Source organism: Cytophagales bacterium (genome assembly GCA_033344775.1).
Taxonomy (GTDB): domain Bacteria; phylum Bacteroidota; class Bacteroidia; order Cytophagales; family Cyclobacteriaceae; genus JAWPMT01.
Map to the genome: position 1 here is coordinate 788813 of JAWPMT010000001.1, position 21211 is coordinate 810023.

20 protein-coding genes are annotated in these 21211 nt (G+C 44.4%); all 20 read right to left on the reverse strand.

Going from position 1 to position 21211, the window contains the following annotated elements:
* Nucleotides 1-106 precede the first annotated feature (106 nt).
* The gene (locus R8G66_03225) at nt 107-895 is read right to left on the reverse strand and encodes a SpoIIE family protein phosphatase (GenBank protein MDW3191341.1); all 789 of its coding nucleotides are present in this window, start codon (nt 893-895) and stop codon (nt 107-109) included.
* Between the two features lie 40 nt (nt 896-935).
* A complete protein-coding gene (locus R8G66_03230; GenBank protein ID MDW3191342.1) occupies nt 936-1403 on the reverse strand; it encodes a chemotaxis protein CheX in 468 nt (155 codons plus the stop codon).
* Entirely contained in the window at nt 1400-1762 is a 363-nt protein-coding gene (locus tag R8G66_03235) for a response regulator (protein MDW3191343.1), read from the reverse strand. The genes R8G66_03230 and R8G66_03235 overlap by 4 nt, the downstream gene beginning before the upstream one ends.
* Nucleotides 1759-4374: a nitrate- and nitrite sensing domain-containing protein gene (locus tag R8G66_03240; protein ID MDW3191344.1), complete on the reverse strand. Its 2616-nt coding sequence runs from the start codon at nt 4372-4374 to the stop codon at nt 1759-1761. The genes R8G66_03235 and R8G66_03240 overlap by 4 nt, the downstream gene beginning before the upstream one ends.
* Before the next feature lie 42 nt (nt 4375-4416).
* Complete coding sequence (locus R8G66_03245; protein ID MDW3191345.1) at nt 4417-4776, reverse strand: response regulator; 360 nt, start codon at nt 4774-4776, stop codon at nt 4417-4419.
* Nucleotides 4777-4833: 57 nt separating this feature from the next.
* The gene (locus R8G66_03250; GenBank protein MDW3191346.1) at nt 4834-5433 is read right to left on the reverse strand and encodes a hypothetical protein; all 600 of its coding nucleotides are present in this window, start codon (nt 5431-5433) and stop codon (nt 4834-4836) included.
* 202 nt (nt 5434-5635) lie between these two features.
* Complete coding sequence (locus R8G66_03255) at nt 5636-5992, reverse strand: response regulator (GenBank protein ID MDW3191347.1); 357 nt, start codon at nt 5990-5992, stop codon at nt 5636-5638.
* Nucleotides 5989-6804, reverse strand: a complete 816-nt coding sequence (locus R8G66_03260; protein MDW3191348.1) for a protein-glutamate O-methyltransferase CheR — start codon at nt 6802-6804, stop codon at nt 5989-5991. The genes R8G66_03255 and R8G66_03260 overlap by 4 nt, the downstream gene beginning before the upstream one ends.
* 16 nt (nt 6805-6820) lie before the next feature.
* A complete protein-coding gene (locus tag R8G66_03265) occupies nt 6821-8539 on the reverse strand; it encodes a chemotaxis protein CheA (protein MDW3191349.1) in 1719 nt (572 codons plus the stop codon).
* Nucleotides 8540-8545: 6 nt separating this feature from the next.
* The gene (cheB, locus tag R8G66_03270) at nt 8546-9583 is read right to left on the reverse strand and encodes a chemotaxis-specific protein-glutamate methyltransferase CheB (GenBank protein MDW3191350.1); all 1038 of its coding nucleotides are present in this window, start codon (nt 9581-9583) and stop codon (nt 8546-8548) included.
* 4 nt (nt 9584-9587) lie between these two features.
* Nucleotides 9588-10373: a chemotaxis protein CheW gene (locus R8G66_03275; protein MDW3191351.1), complete on the reverse strand. Its 786-nt coding sequence runs from the start codon at nt 10371-10373 to the stop codon at nt 9588-9590.
* Complete coding sequence (locus R8G66_03280; protein ID MDW3191352.1) at nt 10373-11125, reverse strand: ParA family protein; 753 nt, start codon at nt 11123-11125, stop codon at nt 10373-10375. The genes R8G66_03275 and R8G66_03280 overlap by 1 nt, the downstream gene beginning before the upstream one ends.
* Entirely contained in the window at nt 11122-13650 is a 2529-nt protein-coding gene (locus R8G66_03285; GenBank protein ID MDW3191353.1) for a methyl-accepting chemotaxis protein, read from the reverse strand. The genes R8G66_03280 and R8G66_03285 overlap by 4 nt, the downstream gene beginning before the upstream one ends.
* A gap of 53 nt (nt 13651-13703) precedes the next feature.
* Nucleotides 13704-14306, reverse strand: a complete 603-nt coding sequence (locus R8G66_03290; GenBank protein ID MDW3191354.1) for a chemotaxis protein CheW — start codon at nt 14304-14306, stop codon at nt 13704-13706.
* A gap of 158 nt (nt 14307-14464) precedes the next feature.
* Nucleotides 14465-15226 carry a DUF3667 domain-containing protein gene (locus tag R8G66_03295; protein MDW3191355.1) on the reverse strand — a complete coding sequence of 254 codons (762 nt, stop codon included), beginning with the start codon at nt 15224-15226 and terminating at the stop codon, nt 14465-14467.
* Entirely contained in the window at nt 15223-16032 is an 810-nt protein-coding gene (locus tag R8G66_03300) for a hypothetical protein (GenBank protein ID MDW3191356.1), read from the reverse strand. Before R8G66_03300 ends, R8G66_03295 begins: the two co-directional genes overlap by 4 nt.
* Complete coding sequence (locus R8G66_03305; GenBank protein ID MDW3191357.1) at nt 16029-17066, reverse strand: ferric reductase-like transmembrane domain-containing protein; 1038 nt, start codon at nt 17064-17066, stop codon at nt 16029-16031. Before R8G66_03305 ends, R8G66_03300 begins: the two co-directional genes overlap by 4 nt.
* Nucleotides 17067-17196: 130 nt before the next feature.
* Nucleotides 17197-17403, reverse strand: coding sequence for a hypothetical protein (locus R8G66_03310; GenBank protein MDW3191358.1), 207 nt, complete (start codon nt 17401-17403; stop codon nt 17197-17199).
* 2 nt (nt 17404-17405) lie between these two features.
* The gene (locus R8G66_03315; GenBank protein MDW3191359.1) at nt 17406-19040 is read right to left on the reverse strand and encodes a glutamate synthase-related protein; all 1635 of its coding nucleotides are present in this window, start codon (nt 19038-19040) and stop codon (nt 17406-17408) included.
* A 149-nt stretch (nt 19041-19189) separates the two neighbouring features.
* Complete coding sequence (locus R8G66_03320; protein MDW3191360.1) at nt 19190-21139, reverse strand: thiamine pyrophosphate-binding protein; 1950 nt, start codon at nt 21137-21139, stop codon at nt 19190-19192.
* Nucleotides 21140-21211: the final 72 nt, after the last annotated feature.

Here is a 21211-nt window from a genome sequence, read left to right on the forward strand (position 1 = left end):
CGTTACGACACTTTAGGTTAGCAAAAAATGCAAGCTTCTATTGGTCGTTGGTACTCTTGGTCGAAAGTGAAATAGCGAATTCTGATTCTTAGGGGAAAAGATAAAACTAAAATTCGAAACTTAGGATTAGAATGTCATCATTCTGGTCTTTTAAGCCTGACCATTTCATCAGATCTGACCAAATCTTACCTTTTCTCTTTTCTGCTGGGTACTTTAAGCTGTTTCGAAGAATGATCTTGAAATTCTCAACACCTAATCTTTTCAGCGATGAACCACCAATCAGATCAGTAACACCATCCGTGGCCAGGAAGTAACGACATTTATCTTTTCCGCTTATGGTCTTGGAGTTATATTCTCGTGAATTATTATCCAATTGGCCAATTTTACGATTCTCACCCTTCATTACTTCAATCTTACCATCGTGTTCACGAAGTAAGTCCATGCCCGCTCCTGAAAACTCAAGTATCCCCTCTTTCATGTCAAGTTTTACGATACCGAGATCGGCTCCTGTACTCAACTGAATATTTGTTTTGTCTTTGAAACGCCCCTGAATCTCTCGATGAATGAATTGAAGAATGGCCCCCGGGAATTCAATTTTATAATCAACTACCAGTTTTTTGAGTGCATTGGCATAGATGCGAGTCATCATGCTGGCCAGGTGACCTTCCCCCATGCAATCAAATACAGCCAGAAAAAGCAGATCCTCTTTCTGATATAGCCAAAAACCATCTCCACCGACATTTTCTTTCGGTTTGTTGATCACAAAAGTACCAGGCAAGAGATCGTGCATGTCCTCTTCGTCTGGCATCAGCGAGTAATAGTTTTTACGCGCCTGATCTATATCATTGATGTTTATTGGCCAGGGGTTTTCCTCGGCATTCTTATTCTTATCCAAATGGCTGGTACGATAGCTAGCGGTGAAATTACAACTTAAATTACTGCAAACCAATCACCACGAAAGCCTCATGGCCTTTCCATGTGATAGGTATTACGTATATCGATACGCCTTGCACCATTTTTAGTTCTCCGGGCATTCCTTCAAAAACGACAGGAACCGAAATCATAAAGTTAGTTCCCAAATTAGCCCTTATATTTCCAGCGACGACATTGGAAATCTCTCCAGCCATGTCCAGTATATCCGCTTTTGAAGGCTCATCTATTCCAATAAATATATTGATGAGGTCCTCAAACATTTCGCGATTTGCAGAGATGTAAACAAATCCCTTCTTGCTGCCGGAGATGCCGATCATTCCAGTAAAATCCTTGAGGATCAGTTCATCCGTATCCTTCAGATAGGGTACTTCGATCTTTGAGTCAACCTCAGTGAGATGCTTAAAGTAATTGCTCACCGAATTGATGAACAAATTACAAGTTGCTTCAAACTCTTCCTTATTGGTGGTCATCTCCGTTTCAATAATTTATCAAAAGCCCTCGCAAGGTCATTGGCATTAACAGGTTTGTACAGGAAGCCTCTTGCTCCTTTATCCAGGGCCGTAAGGCCTGTCAGTTTATCGGAAAGTGCGGTAATGATCATCACTTTCGCTTCCGGGTGGATCTCCATAATATTTTCCAAACAAGTGATCCCGTCCATCTCTGGCATGGTGATATCCAGCGTAATCACGTCTGGTTTTTCACGCTCTACCAATTCAATGGCTTCTGCTCCATTGGCTGCCATCCCGATGATCTCCAGATCATATTCAGCCAAATTTTTTTCGATGGTTCGCCTCATTACTGAGGAATCATCAACGATCAATAACCTCATGATGTAATTTCAGCTTCTTCTTCACTATCCTGAAAGACCGGCGGCAGTTTGATCTGCATGTCGAAATAACCATCTCCGGTAACAGAGAAACTTCCATGATTTTCGTCGACAATCGTTTTGATCAAATTCATTCCCTGTCCTCTTCCACTGTTCTGATCTGCTTTTTCTGACGTAGAAAAACCATTTTCAAAGATCAGCTCTTCCGTTTCCTGTTTTGAAAGCTTTTTCGACTGAAACTCAGTCACCAGGTTCCGATCAATTGCTTTCTTACGGATCTTTTCATGATTGAGGCCTTCGCCATCATCGTAATAATGGATCAGGTATTCCCCACTTGATGGCTCCTGGTCCAACTCAATCGTGATGTGCCCTTTCTTGGTCTTACCTTTCTCTTTACGCACCGAACCTTCTTCAATACCGTGGACTATGGTATTCCTTATCAGCTGGATCATGATGTCCTTGAACGGATTGATGTACTCTTCAGGAATTACAACGTTCGTATCATTCAAGAATTTGAAGCCCATGGTCTTTTTCAATTCCTTACTGATGTTCTCCACTCCTTTTTCCAAAGTATTGATCACCATGATATTGGAAACGACCTGTCCTTCTGAAGGTAGTTTGCGATAGATATTGGCTACTTTCCGAAGCATCTCACTCATATCGACCATCATGCGATCAGCCTCATCGATTTCATATAAGATGCTAAGAAAATCTTTACCACGCACATTCCGTTCCTTCAATTTTCCGATGGAATCTTCAATGGAATGGAATTTAGCAGACATCAGTTCCAACCCAATAACAGAAGCATTACCCTTGAGGTTATGAATGGTCTCAAATGTGTAATCAAGCAGATCACGATAGTTTTCGCCATCGTTTTTCTCATACCGCTCTGAGATCATATTCAAAGTCTTCTTCGAATTGAACAGGAAGCCACGCATGACCGATGGATCGATCTTCAGAATACTCAATACCTGCTCGGTTTCTTGCTTCTTCTTGGCCTCTGCTTCTTCCAGGTGTTGCTGCAATAAGATGGATTTGGTTTCATCAGAAACGGTCACCATGATGTTTTTAATCACTCCCTTGCGCTCAATCCTGGTAAAGGATACCCTGATGTATTTGGTACTGACCACACCTTCTTTATCGGTGAAGATCTTGACGCGTTCCACAGGATTCAACTGGTTCACGACCTCCTCATCCATGTCTGGATTGAACAAGTGTCGCATGAACATTTCCAGTGCTTCGAGCTCACGAGGTATGATCAAAGGCCGCATGAAGCTTGAAAAGTTCTCTCCTGCAATCTTATTGGTGTCGAAAATGGATTCCATCGCTTTGGAATACAAACGACTGATCTTGAATTGCTTATCAAGCAAGAAAATTCCTTGCTGTACATTTTCAAATACAACCTGGGATTGCTTGTAAATATTCTCGTAGAGATAACGGGCTTTGTCTCGTTCCTTTTTCAGCGCAATGTGAGATTTACGAATCTCTTCAACCATCGAGTTGAACGTACGTGCGTATTGTCCAATCTCATCTTTGGTATCAATCTTGACTTTTTTGGTGAAATCGCCTGCAGAGATCTTACGCGTAAAACGCTCAAGGAGACTTACATTATCCAGCAGATTCGATACTACAGTGGTCATCAACCAGAAGGCAATCACACCAATCGCAACATCAACGATTAGGAAGGTCCAAAAAGTCTTGAAGACATCATCCGCTATGGCATTGGTCGTACTGTAGATGGTATCAGACATGTAATCCTCTACTTTCTTCAAGGCATTGATCTTAGTGGTACTGACTTCATACCAATAGGAAGGATCGGTATTAAGGTCCTGATTTGAAAACAGCACTTGTCTCAATCGGGCTACTTCATCAATGTGAGGCCCTTGCACCACAATGGCGTGTTGCTCTTTGGATTCGAGGCTAGCGATCGTCAGAAACGCGTCCAAATATGAATTTTGCTGTGATACCAACGTCGTGAAACGATTGTACATTTCAAAATCCATGACCTTGTGCGAAAATGCCTGCGTACCTACGGCTCTTTCTATACTGGCATACTCCTTCGACTTCAGGTAGTTGATCATCGCATGGACTTGTTGCGCAATTTCTTTGTCCCTCGTCTCATTGATCAAATCACTCACTGTATTCAAGGCCGTCGTATTGATCACTGAGAAGTACTCAATAGACTGATCTGAACTCACTTTCAGGTTATCAACCTGATCACGAATCTCATTGATGCGATCGAAGTGACTTCTCAATCGTTCCAGATCATCTCCATGAATATTGAGCAGGTCTTTGAATTCAGGTTTGATAAGTTCGCTATAAAATTGCTGGATCGTGCTGTCTGTTTTGTGGCGTTGCTCACTGAGGACCGCCGCAAAATCTCCTCCTTCATTAGCAATATATCCGGAAGAGATACTTCGTTCTCGTTGCAATTCATGTACAACATGGTTGACCTCAACACCCAAAAGAATGGCACGGTTGAGTCTCACTGCATCGTTATAATCGAGATAACTGTGTCGAATCTGTAAATAATCGAAACAGATAATCGTAATGATCAGTGGTACGATGACCACTGCAAATTTCTTACGAATTGATAAATTATATAGGTAGCGCATGAACAGGTAAAAATGTTCCTTTAATGCCCGGAATGCAAATTCCTAGAGCACTCTATCAACTACAGCCAACAAATCTTCTGAAGTGAAAGGCTTAACAATGTAGTCTTCCGCACCAAGTTCCTTTCCTTTATTGACTACCGTTTGCTGCCCAACGGCGGAGACCATGACCACTTTGGATTCCAGGCCTTCTTCCTTAAGCACCTTCAATATTTCAAAACCCATCATATCCGGCAAAATATTGTCGAGTGTGATTAGGTCTGGTTGCAATTCCATTGCCAGGTCGATCGCTGTTTCTCCGTTGGCTGCTTCTCCAACGATTTCAAAGCCTTTTTCTTCTAAGGCAGTTTTGATTAACGATCTCATGTAGATTGAGTCATCTACGATTAATACTTTTTTTGCCATGGCGATTTATTCCTTCGTCTTAGTCTGATTAGTAGTGTGTCTTTACAAAAATAGAATTCAAAGTTTCTGCTTGATTCGATCAACCAGATCATTTTGGAAAATCCAGATAAAATCCGGAGAAATGTTCAATTCAGCACCGTGAAACAAGGCTTTGAAATGAACCATAGAATCAAACTCAGTAGCTTCATTGGCTAAATACTGGTTTACTTCATCCGCTTTCATGATCTGCAATGAAGGGACATGTCCAAAAATATCAACACCGAGGAAATTCGCAAATTCAGTAATGACTGCTGCTGCCACCATGTTGTCAATTTCCGTCAGGAATCCTGTTTTCATCATCTGATTCTGCGCACTGTCAGATTCTAACACCACCGGAGGGAGGCAAGCTGCACATACTCTGGCCACATCCTCTTCCGAAAAGATCAAATGACTTGTACCCCTTAGATCACCTATTAATTCGGTCTTGATGACCTGTACGGCTTGATCTGATTCATAGTCAATCACTGGGCTGTCGCCCACCTTTTCACCATAGGATACTTTCTTCAGCGTGATAGGGCTTTGCAGAATCATTTCCATCGAGGCCTTCGCCATGGATAGTCCATCAAAAATTAATTTGGTGGCAACTTCCATTTCATCTGCTTCAAAACTTTTTAGCATTTCTTAGATTTTCAGGTTAGTCCGGATTCCCGGAAGCAAGGTTCTTAACATTTTATTAGCTGGATAATTTTATTGTGAGATAAGCAATTTCTTCTAATTTATATTAATCATTCAATTCTTCTACCTGATTTGGGATTTTGGTGATCTGAATGACCATTTTTAATGTATCACCTGGTCAATCACCTCTCTCAATCGGGCCTATCTATGCTTTTAATTCACCAATGGCATTCCCCAGATCTTCTTCCGTGATCGGCTTGGTCAGGTACTTATCCACATTAAGCTCCCTTGCTTCTTCTATCATCGAAGGCTTGGCCATGGAAGTGATCATAATTACTTTCATGTGCGGGTAATGCTTTTTCACGACTTTGAGAACATCCAATCCAGTCATATCTGGCAATACCATATCCAGCGTCAGAATCTTTGGTTCTAATTGTTCGATCATTTCCAAAGCTTCCTCTCCATTTGAAGCCAATCCACATACCTCCAGTCCCATGCCTACCACAACCCTCTGGATGGTGGACCGAATAAAAGAAGAATCATCTACAATCAACACACTCATGGCGACAAGGGTTTTTGGTAGACTCTGGTTTGCAAGTCTTTTACTTTGAAAAGGGTCTTTCCATAGTCCGGCATAATATCATAATAACCAATAATAAGATACCCTCCCGGCTTCAATGCCTGATAAAGCAGATTCAGCACTTTGGTTTTGAGCTTGTCATCAAAGTAGATCATGACATTGCGACAAAAAATGATCTCAAATCGCTCATGCATCGGGTCGGTCACGAGGTTATGCCTTTCGAATCGTACATTCTCCTTGTAGCGAGGCTTGATGGTTGCATGGCTTTTTTCGAATTGAAAATAGTCCTGCATCCGGCTGTATGGGAAATATTTGATCAGTGGTGTAAGGTATTGGTTCATCAATTGTCGGGGGTATTCCCCTTTCCTTGCTTTGACCAATGCCCTGGAACTCAAGTCCGTCGCCAGCACATTTGTTCGATGCAGCAATCCTTTTTCTTCGAGCACGATGGACATGGTGTACACTTCTTCCCCTGTCGAGCATCCTGCATGCCATACATTGAGGCCACCTGTCGCCCGGTACTGATCCAGGATATCATCCCTCAATTTGACCCAAACTGCCGGATTTCGAAAGAGTTCGGTCAGGTTGACCAGCAGGTCATCGATTGCGTTGGCGAAGAAGGCTTGATCTTTCAACACCCTGCTCCACAATTCGATCAGTGATTCCATGTGATGCTTGGACATCAAACGAACGATCCCTCGCTTCAACGAACCCTTTTCATAATTCGTGAAATCCAGGCCATATCGATTTTTGATGGCCACCATCAACGCATTTAGCTCTTCTTCGCTGATCATTTATGCTTTATAGCCCTCACTGATTGATGCTTGATTTAAATAAAATTTCAGTCATTGCCGCAATATCAATTACCGGACATACCTGACCATTTCCAAGAATGGTCGTACCACTCAACAATTTGGTTTTGTCCAGTGGTTTTGCCAAAGGTTTTTCGATGATCTCCTTCTGATAAAGTAACCGGTCTACAACGATTCCTGTCAGTTTTCCTGCAAAAGAAACCACGATCATGTCAAACTGCTGATCATCAGCAGTTTCCTTAAAGGAATGATGAAGCACCCCTCCATCCGTCACATCACTAAGCTTTGTCAAGCCTATCAGGTCTTTCAAAAACAAGATAGGAATGGTCTCTTCCTGATACTTGGTCATCAATGTATTACCCAGCTTATGAATATCCCCTTTCTTCAGCGAAAGCACCGCTTCCGTGTAGGATAAGGCAATGGCATACGTCTGTTCCGACAACTCAAACAATAGTGCGCCTTTCAAGGCTAATGAGGACGGGAGCAATAACTTTATGGTAGTCCCCTTGTTGATCTCGGTATCAATGATCACCTGGCCACCTACGGATTCTACCGCTTTCTTCACCACGTCCATTCCGACACCTCTTCCTGAGATCTCTGTTACTTTGGCAGCATTGGAAAAACCAGGCTGAAAGATTTGCCGAATTACATCATCCTCTGAAAGCGCATTTGCTGTTTGCTCGTTCATCAGTTTCTTTTCAACAAGCTTCTTCCGTATGGCAGCTTCATCGATCCCTTGTCCATCATCAATGATGGTAATTTGAACGTAATCCTTTTCGTAACTCGCATCCAGGGTGATGGTTCCTGTCTTTGGTTTTCCCAGCTCCTTTCGCTGCTTGGGCATTTCCACCCCATGGCTCACCGCATTTCGTACCAGATGAATGAGCGAATCTCCCATGGCCTTTAGTACATTCCGGTCAATCTCGATGTGCGTACCCTTCAATTCCAACGACACGTCTTTGCCTTCTATTACGGCGGCATCCCTAACAATCCGGTGAAATTTATTAAACAAGAATCCCATCTGCACCATCCGTGCATTCATGACCGCATACTGCAAATTGGATGAGATGCGTTGCAAGCCTTCGAACTGCGAGCGCCGGTCCAGCGACCGGTTTTCAGCTATCAATCGATCTTTCTCAATGATGAGCTGTCCTACAAGTGTCATCAATTCATCCATTTTCCGCACAGGAATCTGGATGACATCTGCGAATGTGATCTCATCAGTATCAGCCTCTTCTACCGCTTCCTCTTCCTGCACAACCGGAGTGGTAGGCTCAGGAGCCGTTTCAGGCTCAACTTCGGGTGTTTCTTCTGCCTCGGGCGCCTGGTCTTCTTTTCGGTTCTTGAGCAGCACTTCGAGTTTCGTCCGAATACCGAGATAGCTGACCTTTCCACCGGTTTCCAGGGCTTTGATCAATTCTCCAAGTTTGTCCGCTGCACGGAACAAGCTGGCGAACAGGTCACTGTCCAGTTCGATCCGATTCTCTTTGATCTCTCCCATCAGATCTTCCATGACATGGGTCAGGTTAGCAATGGCTTCATAACCCATGCCCATTGCATTGCCTTTGAGGGTATGCACGATCCTGAAAATCGAGTTGACGGCCTGTTTATCCGAATGCTTCTTTTCGAGAACAATGAAGTGTTTGTTGAGTTCTTCAAAATTCTGAAGGGCATCTGCCAGAAACAGGGCTTTATATTCTTCTTCTTTTGATTTCAATTGCCTCTAGGTTACACTTATAAGATATGTTCCAATTTCTTTGATATCTAGCACCTGATCTACCTTCCCCGCTTCTATGGCTGCCTTAGGCATACCAAAGATCACCGATGAGGCTTCGTCCTGTGCCACCGTTAATCCCCCTGATTCGCCAATGGCCTTCATGCCTTTGGCGCCATCTTTACCCATGCCCGTCAAGAGAACACCCAGGCTTGCATCTTTGTATACAGCAGCTGCTGACAACATGATCGCATTGATCGAGGGATTATTATACTCTTTGAATGTCTTCTCACTGGCGACTAATTGCACCTTACCACTCTTGCCCCGACGCTTAAGTTCCAGGTTAGCATCTCCGGGGCAAATGATCACATTGCCTTTACGAGGCTCCATGCCTGGTGTTCCCAGCATTACATTCAATGGGGTGCGTGAATTGATACGTCGAACAAACGGGTCGATAAAGTTTGGCGGCATGTGCTGACAGATTACGATAGGTACATCTATCTCATCTTGCAAACTGATAATGATCTGTTCCACTGCAGAAGGACCACCTGTAGATGCTCCAATGATCAATATCTCAAATCGATCCGATGATTTCTTTTTCTTCTTCGGAGCCGTATTTTGGACCTGCTGATTGTTCTTGACAATTTGTGGCCTGGCTTTATTAATGCCTTTTAAACGACTTATAAGCTCTTGATCCATTGTCCGGATCTTGGAACCTCCCCTGACCGGTTTGTTCATGTAATCAACTGCACCAAGTCGAAGCGCATCAAATATGGGCTCCAAATTAGTGTTGCCAACAGAACTAAGGATCATAATTGGCGTTGGACATTGCTCCATGATGTGCTTGATGGCATAGAGGCCATTATACTCACCCATTTCCATGTCCATGACAATCACATCGGGTCGATGCTTCTTGGTCATCTTAACGGCCTCCAGGCCGTCTTTGGCAGTACCGATCACGTCCAAACCCGGATCAGAAGACAATACATCTGAAAGTAACAACCTCATGAAGGCTGAATCATCCACAATTAAGGTCTGTAGCTTCATTCGGTCATGCACTGTTCTTGGCTGGAAGGACCCGGACCTTGTTCCCTTCTATCAATTCTTCTATGTCCAGCATAAAGATCATTCCTTGTTCTGTTCTCACCAGTCCCTTGATGTACGTATCATCTCTGGTGAAATCTGCCAGAATTCCCGAAGAACTCTCCATGGCCGCACCTGGCACAATGACTGTATCCGGAACATCGGACAATAAAACACCTAGCTTGTTAGAACCATGCTCAACCACCAGGGTGTATTCACGTGAATTGGTGGATTCCGATCCTGAGAAAAATTTATGTGCCAAATCGATGGTTACGATCACAAATCCTCTGATGTTCACCAGGCCCGGAACGAAATCAGGCACATGAGGCAAAGAAGAAATCGCAGGTGTTTTCACGACTTCTCGAGACTTTCCGATCTCAACAGCGTACCGCTGTTCATTGAACTTAAAGACGATCAGTTGAAGTCGTTGATCTTTTCTTGCTTCTATTTCCTCATCATACCGCTGTTGTAACGCTTGTCTTCGGGCATGTTCTTCCTGACTGATCTCCGTCGAAATCAAAGGTTTTTTAATGGAAGCGGCTGTTACCTCCACCTGTTTCTTAGGTTTCGTTGCTGACTTAGTGGCCGGTTTTGCCATTGCGGCAGGTTTGGCTTTTTTAGTAGCTGTCGTCTGTTTCTTGCTCGTCGCTTTTTTAGCCGCAGCGGATTTCTTTTTCACCTCCTTCTTAGGCTTGCCTTCCGCCTGTTGCTCAGGTAAGACTTTCTTTTTACGCAAATTGTTCCCTAAAGCCATCAGGTCGTCGGATATAATTTGATAAATGCTTTCGCAAAACTTTTATAATCATTCGCACTGTTACTCTGTGGTGCGTAATTCACCACACTTTGTCCGAAAGATGGTGCCTCAGAGGCTTTCACATTCGACCGGATCATGGTTTCAAAAACCCGAAATTCGAAATGCTCCTGGATGTGGTCATGCACTTCCTGCGTGAGTTTCCTGCGTCTGTCCACCATCACTGGGAGGATTCCTGCTACCTCCAGGTCACTATTGACGGAAGATCGTATTTTCTCAATCGTGTCGGAAACCAGGTCTAATCCCTGGAGACTCAACACCTCCATTTGCATGGGAATGACAATTAATTGACTGGCCGTCAAGGCATTTACCGTAAGTACCGAAAGCGAAGGAGGGCAATCGATCAGAATGTAGTCGTAAGATATCTCTAGGTCCTTGAGTATATTTTTCAGGAAATACTCCCGATCACTGGCATCAGCAAGTGACAATTCCGTATCTGCTAATCCAATATCACAAGGTGCTACAGATAATCGCTCTGTTTCATGTAAGATGGACGATAAGTCCGTCTTTCCCTCAAAAACATCGGATAATGATTGCTCAAAATCAACGATACCCAACGAATAAGACAAACTACCCTGCGGGTCTAAATCAATCAGAAGGACGCGTTTTTTGCGTGCCGCCAACGCCGCTCCCAAATTAATGGTCGTGGTAGTCTTTCCGGTCCCTCCTTTTTGATTGATTACACCTATGATCATTCTTCAACTACTTCATTCGAATTCTCATCCGGAGCTGAATCCAACTCTCGCGTACTTAAGTTAAACTTACTCACTGCTTCTTTCAATCCCGTGGCGATTTCTGAAAGTTGCTGTGATTTTTCTTTGTAGTTGGTCATACCACTGGACAATTCAAACGCAGAACTCGCTACTTCTTCCGTACCTGCAGCCGTCTGTTCGGCAATCACCACCACAGATTCAGTAAGCCCTACTACATTTTTAATGTCCTGGATCTGGTCACCGGTAGCCGTTACAATGCTTTCAGATAGCTCTCTGGTTTGGGAAGTTGAGGCTGCAATCTCCTTGAACGCATCCGATGCGCCCTCAGAAGCTTCTCCCCCGACTCTTACGCTCTCATTCATTACCTCCAGCACTCTGGCGGCATCAGTCGTATCCTGCTGCACGTCATTTACCAATCGTTCAATCTCTTTTGCCGAAGTTCGTGAATCTTCCGCCAGCTTACGTATCTCCTCGGCTACTACGGCAAATCCACGACCTGCATCACCAGCCTGTGCAGCCTCTATCGCTGCATTCAAGGCCAATAGGTTGGTTTGAGACGCGATATCGGAGATCACACCAAGTACACGTGAAATTTCTTTTGATCGCTCTGCCAGTACTTTAAATGACTTGGTTGTATCTTCTGAAAATGCAGCGATATCTCGCATGCTGTAATTCACCTTTTTGATTCGCTGAAGTCCAACATCACTACGTTCCTCACCAGTTTGTGCAGCATTGTAGATGGATTTCGCCTGCTCCTCCATGTCGGAGGAAGATTTCATAATTTTCTCTACCAAACCGGAGGATTCATCCACCTGTTTCACCTGATTCTGCGCACCGGTACTCATTTGGCCGATGGCTGTAGCAATCTCCCCCGTGTTGATGCTCATTTCTTCACTTGCGGTCAGCATTTCTACGGATGAGTCTTTGATCCCTTCCGCGTTTTCTGAAATGACTTCTATCAGATTGTTCAGATTCTCTAAGCCCTGGTTCAGGTTATTGGAAAGCTTGGCAATATCTCCTTTGGTTTCATCTGTAATTCGCAAGGAAAGGTCTCCTTGAGCCATTTTATTAGCAATCTGACTGATTGAATTGAAAGGAAGGTACACTGAAAGCAACAGGTTGTTCATGAGGTGAGCGATTTCCTCCCAAACACCATCTTTGTTCTTAATATCAATTCTTGCAGATAGATCTCCTTCCTCTCCTGCTTTCTTCACGACTGACTTTATGTCTTCAATGGACCTGGATAAGTTCTTACGCATGTCGAGCAGACTGGCGCCTAATTCATCGTTTGGACCTGCTTCCACGAATTCTACTTCCAACTTACCTGACCCAATGCTTTGGGCAAATTCCGATTTTTTGCGCAATTCCTCCATCAACAAGTTGACGGACCGGGATATTTGGCCCAATTCATCATCTCCTTTAACAACAACTCGACGGTTGGCAGTTATTTCTCCTCGAGCGAGATCTCGGAGCAAGTCGCTCACTCGTTCCAGCGAAATGCCGATATTTTTGGCAAAACGAAATACAATGATTCCTAACAGAATCAATCCGACAAACCCGGCAATCAAAGTATAACGGAGACTTTTATTGAATGCCTTATTGATCTCTGCCACAGGAACAACTGTACCGATGGCCCAAAAATCATTGGAACGACCAATCGGAATTTTAGCAAAACTCAAATAAACCTGTTCTCCGGTTTCAGGGTCCAAGGTTTCATATCCTGCAACTCCATTCCTGTTCACTTCACTTCTAATGTCAAGGATATCAAAGTCTTTCATCATCGGAATGACATCCACATATTTATTGACATAGTCAAGATCATTATGTGCCACAACATATCCGTTCCCAGAAAGAATAAATGCTTCAGAATTTTCAAATAACGGAAATTCAGTCATGTCCTCATATTCCTGCAATGACAAATCTGACCCGGTTAATCCAACAAATTCATCGTTTACCAGAATAGGAATACACGGAGAAGTCGCAATAAGCGAATCTCCCTGCGAAGCAAAATAACTTCGATATTTATAAGGCTTTGAAATTCCCTCTCGCCTACTTTCTTTGTATTCCAGATAGACTCCTCCTTCCCGATCTCCTTCGAGATCAAGTCTTTCGATTTTTGCTTTGACGGAATCATTTTCAACAAAATAAGAAAAACGCTCTCTTCCGTAAGGTTTATCCCAATTATCATCAATGGCCTGTAGCTCCCAGCTTATCCAAACTGCCTCATATTTAGGGTTATCTCTCAGAACACTAACCAGCAATTCCTCCTGCATTCTCTCTCTGGTAGCTTGATCATATTTTAGGTAGTTCCCCAAAATAGACCCCATGGTCCTGGCCGTAACCAGGTCTTCCAAAAGCCTGCCTTTAACTTCATTAGCTTTCTCTTCAATCGCTGCGTCTGCCAGTTTTTTTCCCTCAGAGAGTCCGTTTTTTCTCAGTTCAATACTGAAATAAGTGATTGTGATCGCATAGGTAAAAAGCGCCATTCCCAAAATGAGAAAGAGCATTTTTTGCCTAATGGTCCATTTACTGAAATTCATAAATAATTACGATGCGGTTACTAAAGATTACCTTCGTTTTCCTCCATCTCACTGACCTTAGTCAACTCAATCAGATTCACAAGTGTAATCAATCTATTTTCCTGGTTAATGATGCCTTCAATGTAAGGCTGTTCTTGTTGAGAGCGTGTCATGGCAGCAGATGAGCGTTCAATTTCTGATTCAAATACCTGCCTTGCGGCGGGTACCTGATAGATATTGAGGGCTACTTTGATCTCTTCATGGTCCAATACGAGTGCGTATGGCTGGTTTGCTTGTTCGCTCTGGGGCTCATGAAGTCCCAATCTTACTCCAAGGTCCAAAATTGCATGGACATTACCACGAACATTGGCTACGCCCAATACGTAATCCGGTGATTGTGGGATCGGTGTGATCGGTGGCATTTCTACCACTTCTTTCACCAAACTGATGTCTACTGCAAATTCCTCATCTTCTATCCCAAAAACGACGATCTGATGACGTTCACCCTTGTCTTCCTCCTCAGTTGCTTCTACAAGGAAACTAGAGACATATTGCTCCTCTTCCTGTGCTAGAGGGATGGACAGGTTTTCGGTTTTCGATGCGGGATTTTGTTTTTCCCCTTTCAGATTAGATCCTAATGCCAAGGTATTTCTCTCAGGTCTTCTTAATGCGTGTATTGATCGTATTAATCAATACACGGCAAATTATGTTGTTTTGGGTGAACCAGAAAAATAAAGTGCACGATTCCGTAAACTTTGGGTTGATTAGGTATTATCAAATCAGTTTCAATCCGAATAGCCGTTCAATGCCCCAGCGAAACACTATGTCCAAAGAGGGAATAAATGCCGTATGTCAGTGTAAACTGGACCAGATAGGAATAAACGAAACTCAACAGGATCAGGATAAAACCCAGGAATGACCACATGTTGAAAAACCGCATGACCACATAGAAATAATAAAGGGTAGTAAAAACGGTGTAACCCTGCAAAATCAGGTCTTTGATGCCAGGAAGAAATTGCAGCAAAGGAAAAATGACAATCAAAGTCCAAAGCTGCTGCGAAGTGATGTACGCTTGTAATGTAAGGTTCTCCGCATAGTTGTACCCACGTGGTTTAAAAAATAAGAAAGTGAACGTGGCAAAGACTGGGATCGCAAATAGATTGACAATGGTCAGGTTATCATTGACATAGACAAAAAAATCTGGCTCAACGAAATTCAGGATTGGCACAGAGATGTCCTCGATATCCAGGTGAAAGATTTTGTAGCGTTGTGCGATTATTGTGGCAATCGTGCCTCCCAGCACCAGGTACCTGAATGCGGGGTAAAGCAACTTACGTTCACCATGCACATACTTTCGAATGACTTCTCCTGGCTGGGTAAACAACCACGAAAACGTCCAGAAGAGGCCATGGTTTTCAATGTGAAATGGGGACAGAAAAAATTCAACGATGATTTCTTTGATATGCAAACGTCCGACTGAGGTCTTCTGCCCACAATTCCAGCAGAATTTACCTGTAGCTTCTTCGCCGCAGTTCTTGCATTTGATCGTTGTTGGTTCACTCATTCCCTGCACATCGCAATGGTGGATGGTGTGTGCACCTGCACCTGAGATAAAGCTTTGTTTTTGATCGATAGTACCTTCCAGTCATCATAAGCCGTCACATCACCGGAAATCGTGATGGGCAGACCTACGAAAGGCAAAATATCCTGATAGATATCTTCCATACTCGTGTCTTCCAACATATAATAGTCTACAAATTCACCATTTTCCCTGATGGCCAGAACCGGGACAATTCCTCCTGAAATACAGCGTCGGGCACAACTACGGTGTACGGCTTTTGTTCCTGGATTCATGACTCCAAAGAAACATTTCGGATCAACTATTTCGCCACTTAGGGTCACACTTCCATTTTGGCTGATTTTCCTATTTCGTAATGCTGTAGCTTCAAAATCAATCAAACTGTTCTCGCCTTCTGTCAATTCCATCCATCGTTTATCCTGATATTCAAAATAAGTCCCGCGAATGGTCACCTTATAGTTGGAAATATTTCCTGATAATTTTGATTGGAAGGGTTCCAATACCGGGCCTGCACCGAATTTCCCGAATCCTACTAATGGTATGGTTTTGATTTTCCCATCCTCCTCTGTCAGTAAGGCTGGCGCGGGTACCATGACCAAATGGCCACTGACCTCAGTCAGGTTTCCAAAGTCGAAATAACTATCGACAAAACCTTTTTCAGCTCTGCTAAAAAAACCAGCAAATGCAATTGCAGACATGGAGACTACCGCAAAAAAGATCAAGGCTGCTTTTTGGAACCCTTTTGGCGCCTCGTCCTGCCATCCAATATAAAACTCGTCTTGTTCTTTCATGAATTTATAATTAAAGGTGGCACTGCTGTTCCAGGTTCGTTAGGCTTCGGATCAATGAAAACTTGTTTTCCTTCCAGCTTGAGGTGGTAGGTCTCTACTTTTTCAGTAAAAGGTGGTGGTGACTGACCATTACCCGGCAAATACTGATAGCCATGCCATGGACAGGTGATGCAACCATCGATGATCTTCCCTTCTCCAATAGGACCGCCCTGATGGCGACAAACATTATTTACAGCAGAAAGCTGATCTTCATACTTAAAGATGGCCACTCTCTCACCAAAGACTGTAACTATTTTAGCCCGATCGTCCTGAATATCATCCACCTCACAGGCGTACACAAAATCCACTTTTTGACCGGAAGATATCGGATTGTCTGTAGGTCTTTCTTTGAAGCCCGCCCATATATGCAGCACCGTCACGATACCAAACGCTCCTATCAAAACGTTGAAAATCGCTGGATTCGTTTCATTCTGTAATCCCCCAAGTACGACATGCATGATCAGCAAGCCATAGGCTACGTAGACCAACATGTGCAGGGATTTCCACACTTTAGGCCCCAGGTTCTTTAACCAGAAATCATGGCTACTGGTGGCCATCAAAGCAAGGACGGTCAAGCCGATGAATCCTAAAACCTGAAACGGGAAAGTAACCAGGTTGCCATAATCCAGGTTGGAGATAAAAACAGAACGGATCGGATTGGTATCGCTCAGCGAATGAAAATTCATGATGCTGAAAATACCATGGATAGCACCCATGACGAACATCGTCACTCCCAGGTGTCTGCGATTGTAGAGAACGATCAGAAAATTCCGGTTGATCCGGGAAAGCGGGCCAATGACCAGTACCACATGTAATAAGAAGATGGCCAGCCAGCCAAATGCACGAATAAAGATGGTCTCGAAAGTGGCAGTGGGATGCTTCACCACGTGCCATCCAAAGAATAGGATCAGAAAAGTGAATACGACCATCGCCAGCGCCAGGTCATACCGCTTCTTCTGCTTGTTCCAAAGTACCGAAGTATATGATACGCTCATTGAGTATTGGATAGATTAGGTCGATCTCCTGCGAAAAAAGGTCTGTTGTTTGTGGCATATGCGAGCCAAAAGATCATCGCCAGCAATAGTACAAGCCACATGGCCAAATGGCGTTTTCTCAAATTTCTAGTCATGAGGATTTTAAAGATTTTGCCAATAAAACGGACCAAAACAGGACCACTCCCGGGAAGATGATCAGCTTAAAATGCCAGGGTGTGTCCTGCGTACCTTCATCGATTTTGGCGGCACCTTTCATATAGAAATACACCGAAAACAACAATCCCAAAATGACATACACCAATGCCGAGATCAACAGGATATCAATTAATAGCGCCATGATCAGGGATTTACGCCTGCATAAGGAATACCTGTCAGGTGATGCATATCACGGTCAAAAGTGGTCAGGTCTTCCAATGAAAAATCGTTCAGGTCGCTGTGTCCACATGCACGTGCCACTACTTTCATCAAGTCAGTAGAGGCTTCAAAGAAGTTTTTGAGTCGCTCAGCAGATTTTTGCACCATCATACGAGCTCGAAGGTTTTCTTTCTGCGTAGCAATTCCCACCGGGCAGTTATTGGTATGACAAGCACGCATACCCAGACATCCGATAGCCTGCAAAGCAGAATTAGAAACAGCGATCGCATCTGCACCTAATGCCAATGCCTTGACAAAATCTTCAGGTACTCTCAAACCTCCGGTGATCACCAGGCTGACATCTGATGCACCTACTTTATCCAAATACCTTCTTGCTCTCGCAAGTGCCGGAATCGTAGGAACGTTAATGTTATCTCGCAAGACTGTTGGGGCAGCACCTGTACCACCTCCACGGCCATCCAGAATGATGTAATCCATACCTGCTCTCAGCGCAAAGTCAATGTCTTCTTCTATCCGACTGGCTGCTATTTTGAAACCAACAGGAATGCCGCCAGATTCATCTCGTACTGTATCGGCAAAAGCCCCGAATTCAGATGCGGTCCTCAAATCGGTGAAAGTCGCCGGGCTTATGGCCGTTTCCCCTTCGTTCAATCCACGGACTTCCGCGATCTCTCCGATCACTTTGGAACCTGGCAAATGACCTCCGGTACCCGTCTTGGCTCCTTGTCCTCCTTTGAAATGAAAGGCCTGTGCTTTTTTTACTTTGTCCCAGGAAAAACCAAATTTGGCAGACGCCAACTCATAGAGGTATCGACTGTTGCTGGCCTGTTCGTCAGGCAACATACCTCCTTCTCCACTGCAAATACCCGTCCCAGCCATTTCTGCTCCCTTGGACAAAGCCAATTTTGCTTCACGAGACAATGCCCCGAAAGACATGTCGGAAACGAACATAGGAATATCCAGTTTCAATGGTTTTTTCGCCTTAGGTCCAATCACAACACCTGTGGCTACCTCATCTTCATCTAGTAAAGGCTTTCGGCTGAGCTGTGCTGGTAACATTTGAATGGAATCCCATTTAGGCAACAAGTCACGCTCGACACCCATTGCCGTACTTACCCCATGATGACCTACTCTAGAAAGACCATCCCTGGCGAGCATTTGTATATATCGATTATGTGGTTCTGGCGCTTCCGGATGAGTATCCTGGTATTTGCCCAGGTATTCGTCTTCATTGAAGCGTGGAGGGATTGCCAATCGCTCAAACTCCTCTACTTCGGCCTGATCTATATAGACCTTGCCATTAGCAATCAGGTGTTCAAATTTATGGAGCCGTTCATCAGGCGCATATTCACTGACTCCTGTATCGTACCGGTAGTCCCAGTTGTGGAGGCCACAGATCAAATTGTGTCCGTCAACAAATCCGTCGGATAGTAGTGCACCACGGTGCAGGCATCTTCCATATAGCACGGACACCTCTTCACCATAACGGATGATCACCAGGTCGGTGCCCAGTACTTGTCCATGTGTAGGTTCTTTATCGTTTAGCGAAGCCATTTCGGCGACAACAACTGGCTTCAAAAATTCTTGGTAATCACTCATAGGGCGATTTTGTAGTTAATGGGTTTCTTTCAAGTATCAAAGGAATGTCATGCTGAGCTTGTTGAAGTAGACATTCCGGTCTAATAAAACTAAAGGATTTTATCTGGTTGAACGTGTCTGCCTTTCGACAAGCTCAAGGTGACACGACATCAAATCAACATCGCATCGGTCATGATCTCTACGGTACCTGGTCCATCATGCTTCATGAGACGGTCCAGTGCCTCATCCAATTCAGAGGCCTTGGTGACCTTGATGCCCAGCGCTCCCGTGCTGCTCACAAAAGCTGCAAAATCAGGATTGACCAGGCTGGTTTGCCACACATCAAATTCCGCCGCTCGCTGTTCCTTTGAGATCTTTCCCAGCTCCTTGTTATTTAACAAGATATGTTTGATCGGCATGTTGTATTTAACTGCTGTAGTAACTTCCATGGGGTATTGTCCAAAGCCTCCGTCTCCAGTCACAGCGATGATCTGTCTGGAGTCTCCAACCGCAGCCCAAAGTCCCATGGCCGCAGGATAACCAAACCCAATGGACCCGAGGTAACCGGACATGACAATGGATTGCTTTTCACATTCAAAGTAGCGTCCGAAACTGTAGGTATTGTTTCCCACATCTACCGCCATCGCCGCATCATCCTTCACATGACGTTTCATGGCTTCAAAGACCGCTACCGAGCTTACCCCATTGCCATTGTCTTCTTTCAGTCGGACTTGTTTTTCTGCTCGCCAGATGGACCAACGTTCGGCAATGGCTGGTTTCTGATCTTTAGCATTCAGGCTTTGTCCCTTCAGGCCTTGCAGCATTTTATCAGCAGTTACACCAAGTTCGGCCCAGATAGGCACATCAATAGAATGGAATTTGGCCAAAGCCAGTCGATCAAAATCTACCTGGATGGTTGGTATCTTGGGTGTAATGCCTGTATGATTCGAAAAGGAAGCGCCAAAGACCAACAACAAGTCTGCTTCATTCATGAAATAAGAAGCAATGGGGGTTCCACTTCGACCTAGCACCCCACATCCCAATGGATGGGAATCTGAAATCAGCCCTTTCCCTTTGAAGGTCGTCAACACCGGAGCATTCAATCGCTCGGCCAGCTCCGTGATCCGGTCCATTTCGAATCGGGCGCCGTGACCAACGATGATGGTCGGCGTTTTGGATGCTTTGATTTTTTCGATTGCCTCGGCTAAAACGGCTGCCGCAGGTTCAATTTTTGGATTGGCAATTCTATTTTCCATGGTCCCGGCTTCCTTCCCTTCTGCTTTCAGGATCTGGACATCATCCGGAAAGGTGATGTGAGAAACATCCCGATTCACAATCGCATGCTTCACTGCTAAATTCATCAACTCGGCATGCTTGCTATCAGATTGTGTCCGATGATTAAAATCAGCCACCGCCTCGAATGCCGCTACCAGATCCACTTCCTGAAATGCGCCAGTTCCTACCACCTGGGTCTGAACTTGTCCAGAGAGAGCTAATAAAGGTGCCCGGTCATTTTTCGCATCCCACATGCCCGTGTACATGTTCGTCGCTCCGGGTCCGGCGATACCGAAACATGCAGCAGGCTTACCGGTCAGTTTTCCATAAGCCGAAGCTGCAAAAGCTGCCGCTCCTTCATGTCGAATGCCGAAATACTTAAGCCTTCCTGCTCTTTCTTGTTTCCTCATGGCATCGGCCACGCCCAGGTTGGAGTGTCCTACCATACCAAATACGGTATCCACACCTGCATTTACCATCGTTTCGATCATCACATCGGAGACCGTACGCGGCTGAGGGGCTTCTTCTTCCAATTGGATATAAACGCCATCATCGCGGATCTCTACCGGAAAAGATTCCACACCATCATCGAAACCTGGTGCTTTTCCGCTGATTGGATCATAGTCCCAACCGTGCCAGGGACATCTAAGCAATCCATTTTCAATGGATCCTTCCCCTAGCGGTCCTCCCTGATGGGGGCACTTGTTATCAAGGCATCCAAATTTTCCTTCGTGATGGGTGAGACAAAAACTCTTGTGTCCGGCGGTGACAGTCATTACCCGTTCGTCAAGTAGCTGATCGGCGTTTTCAAGCACTTTGACCCAGGTTAAATTCTTTTCAGACATGTAGTGGTAATTATTGGGTTTGGTGATTCAATGCTAAATATATTAAATCCACCGAGCAATTGATGATTGCCA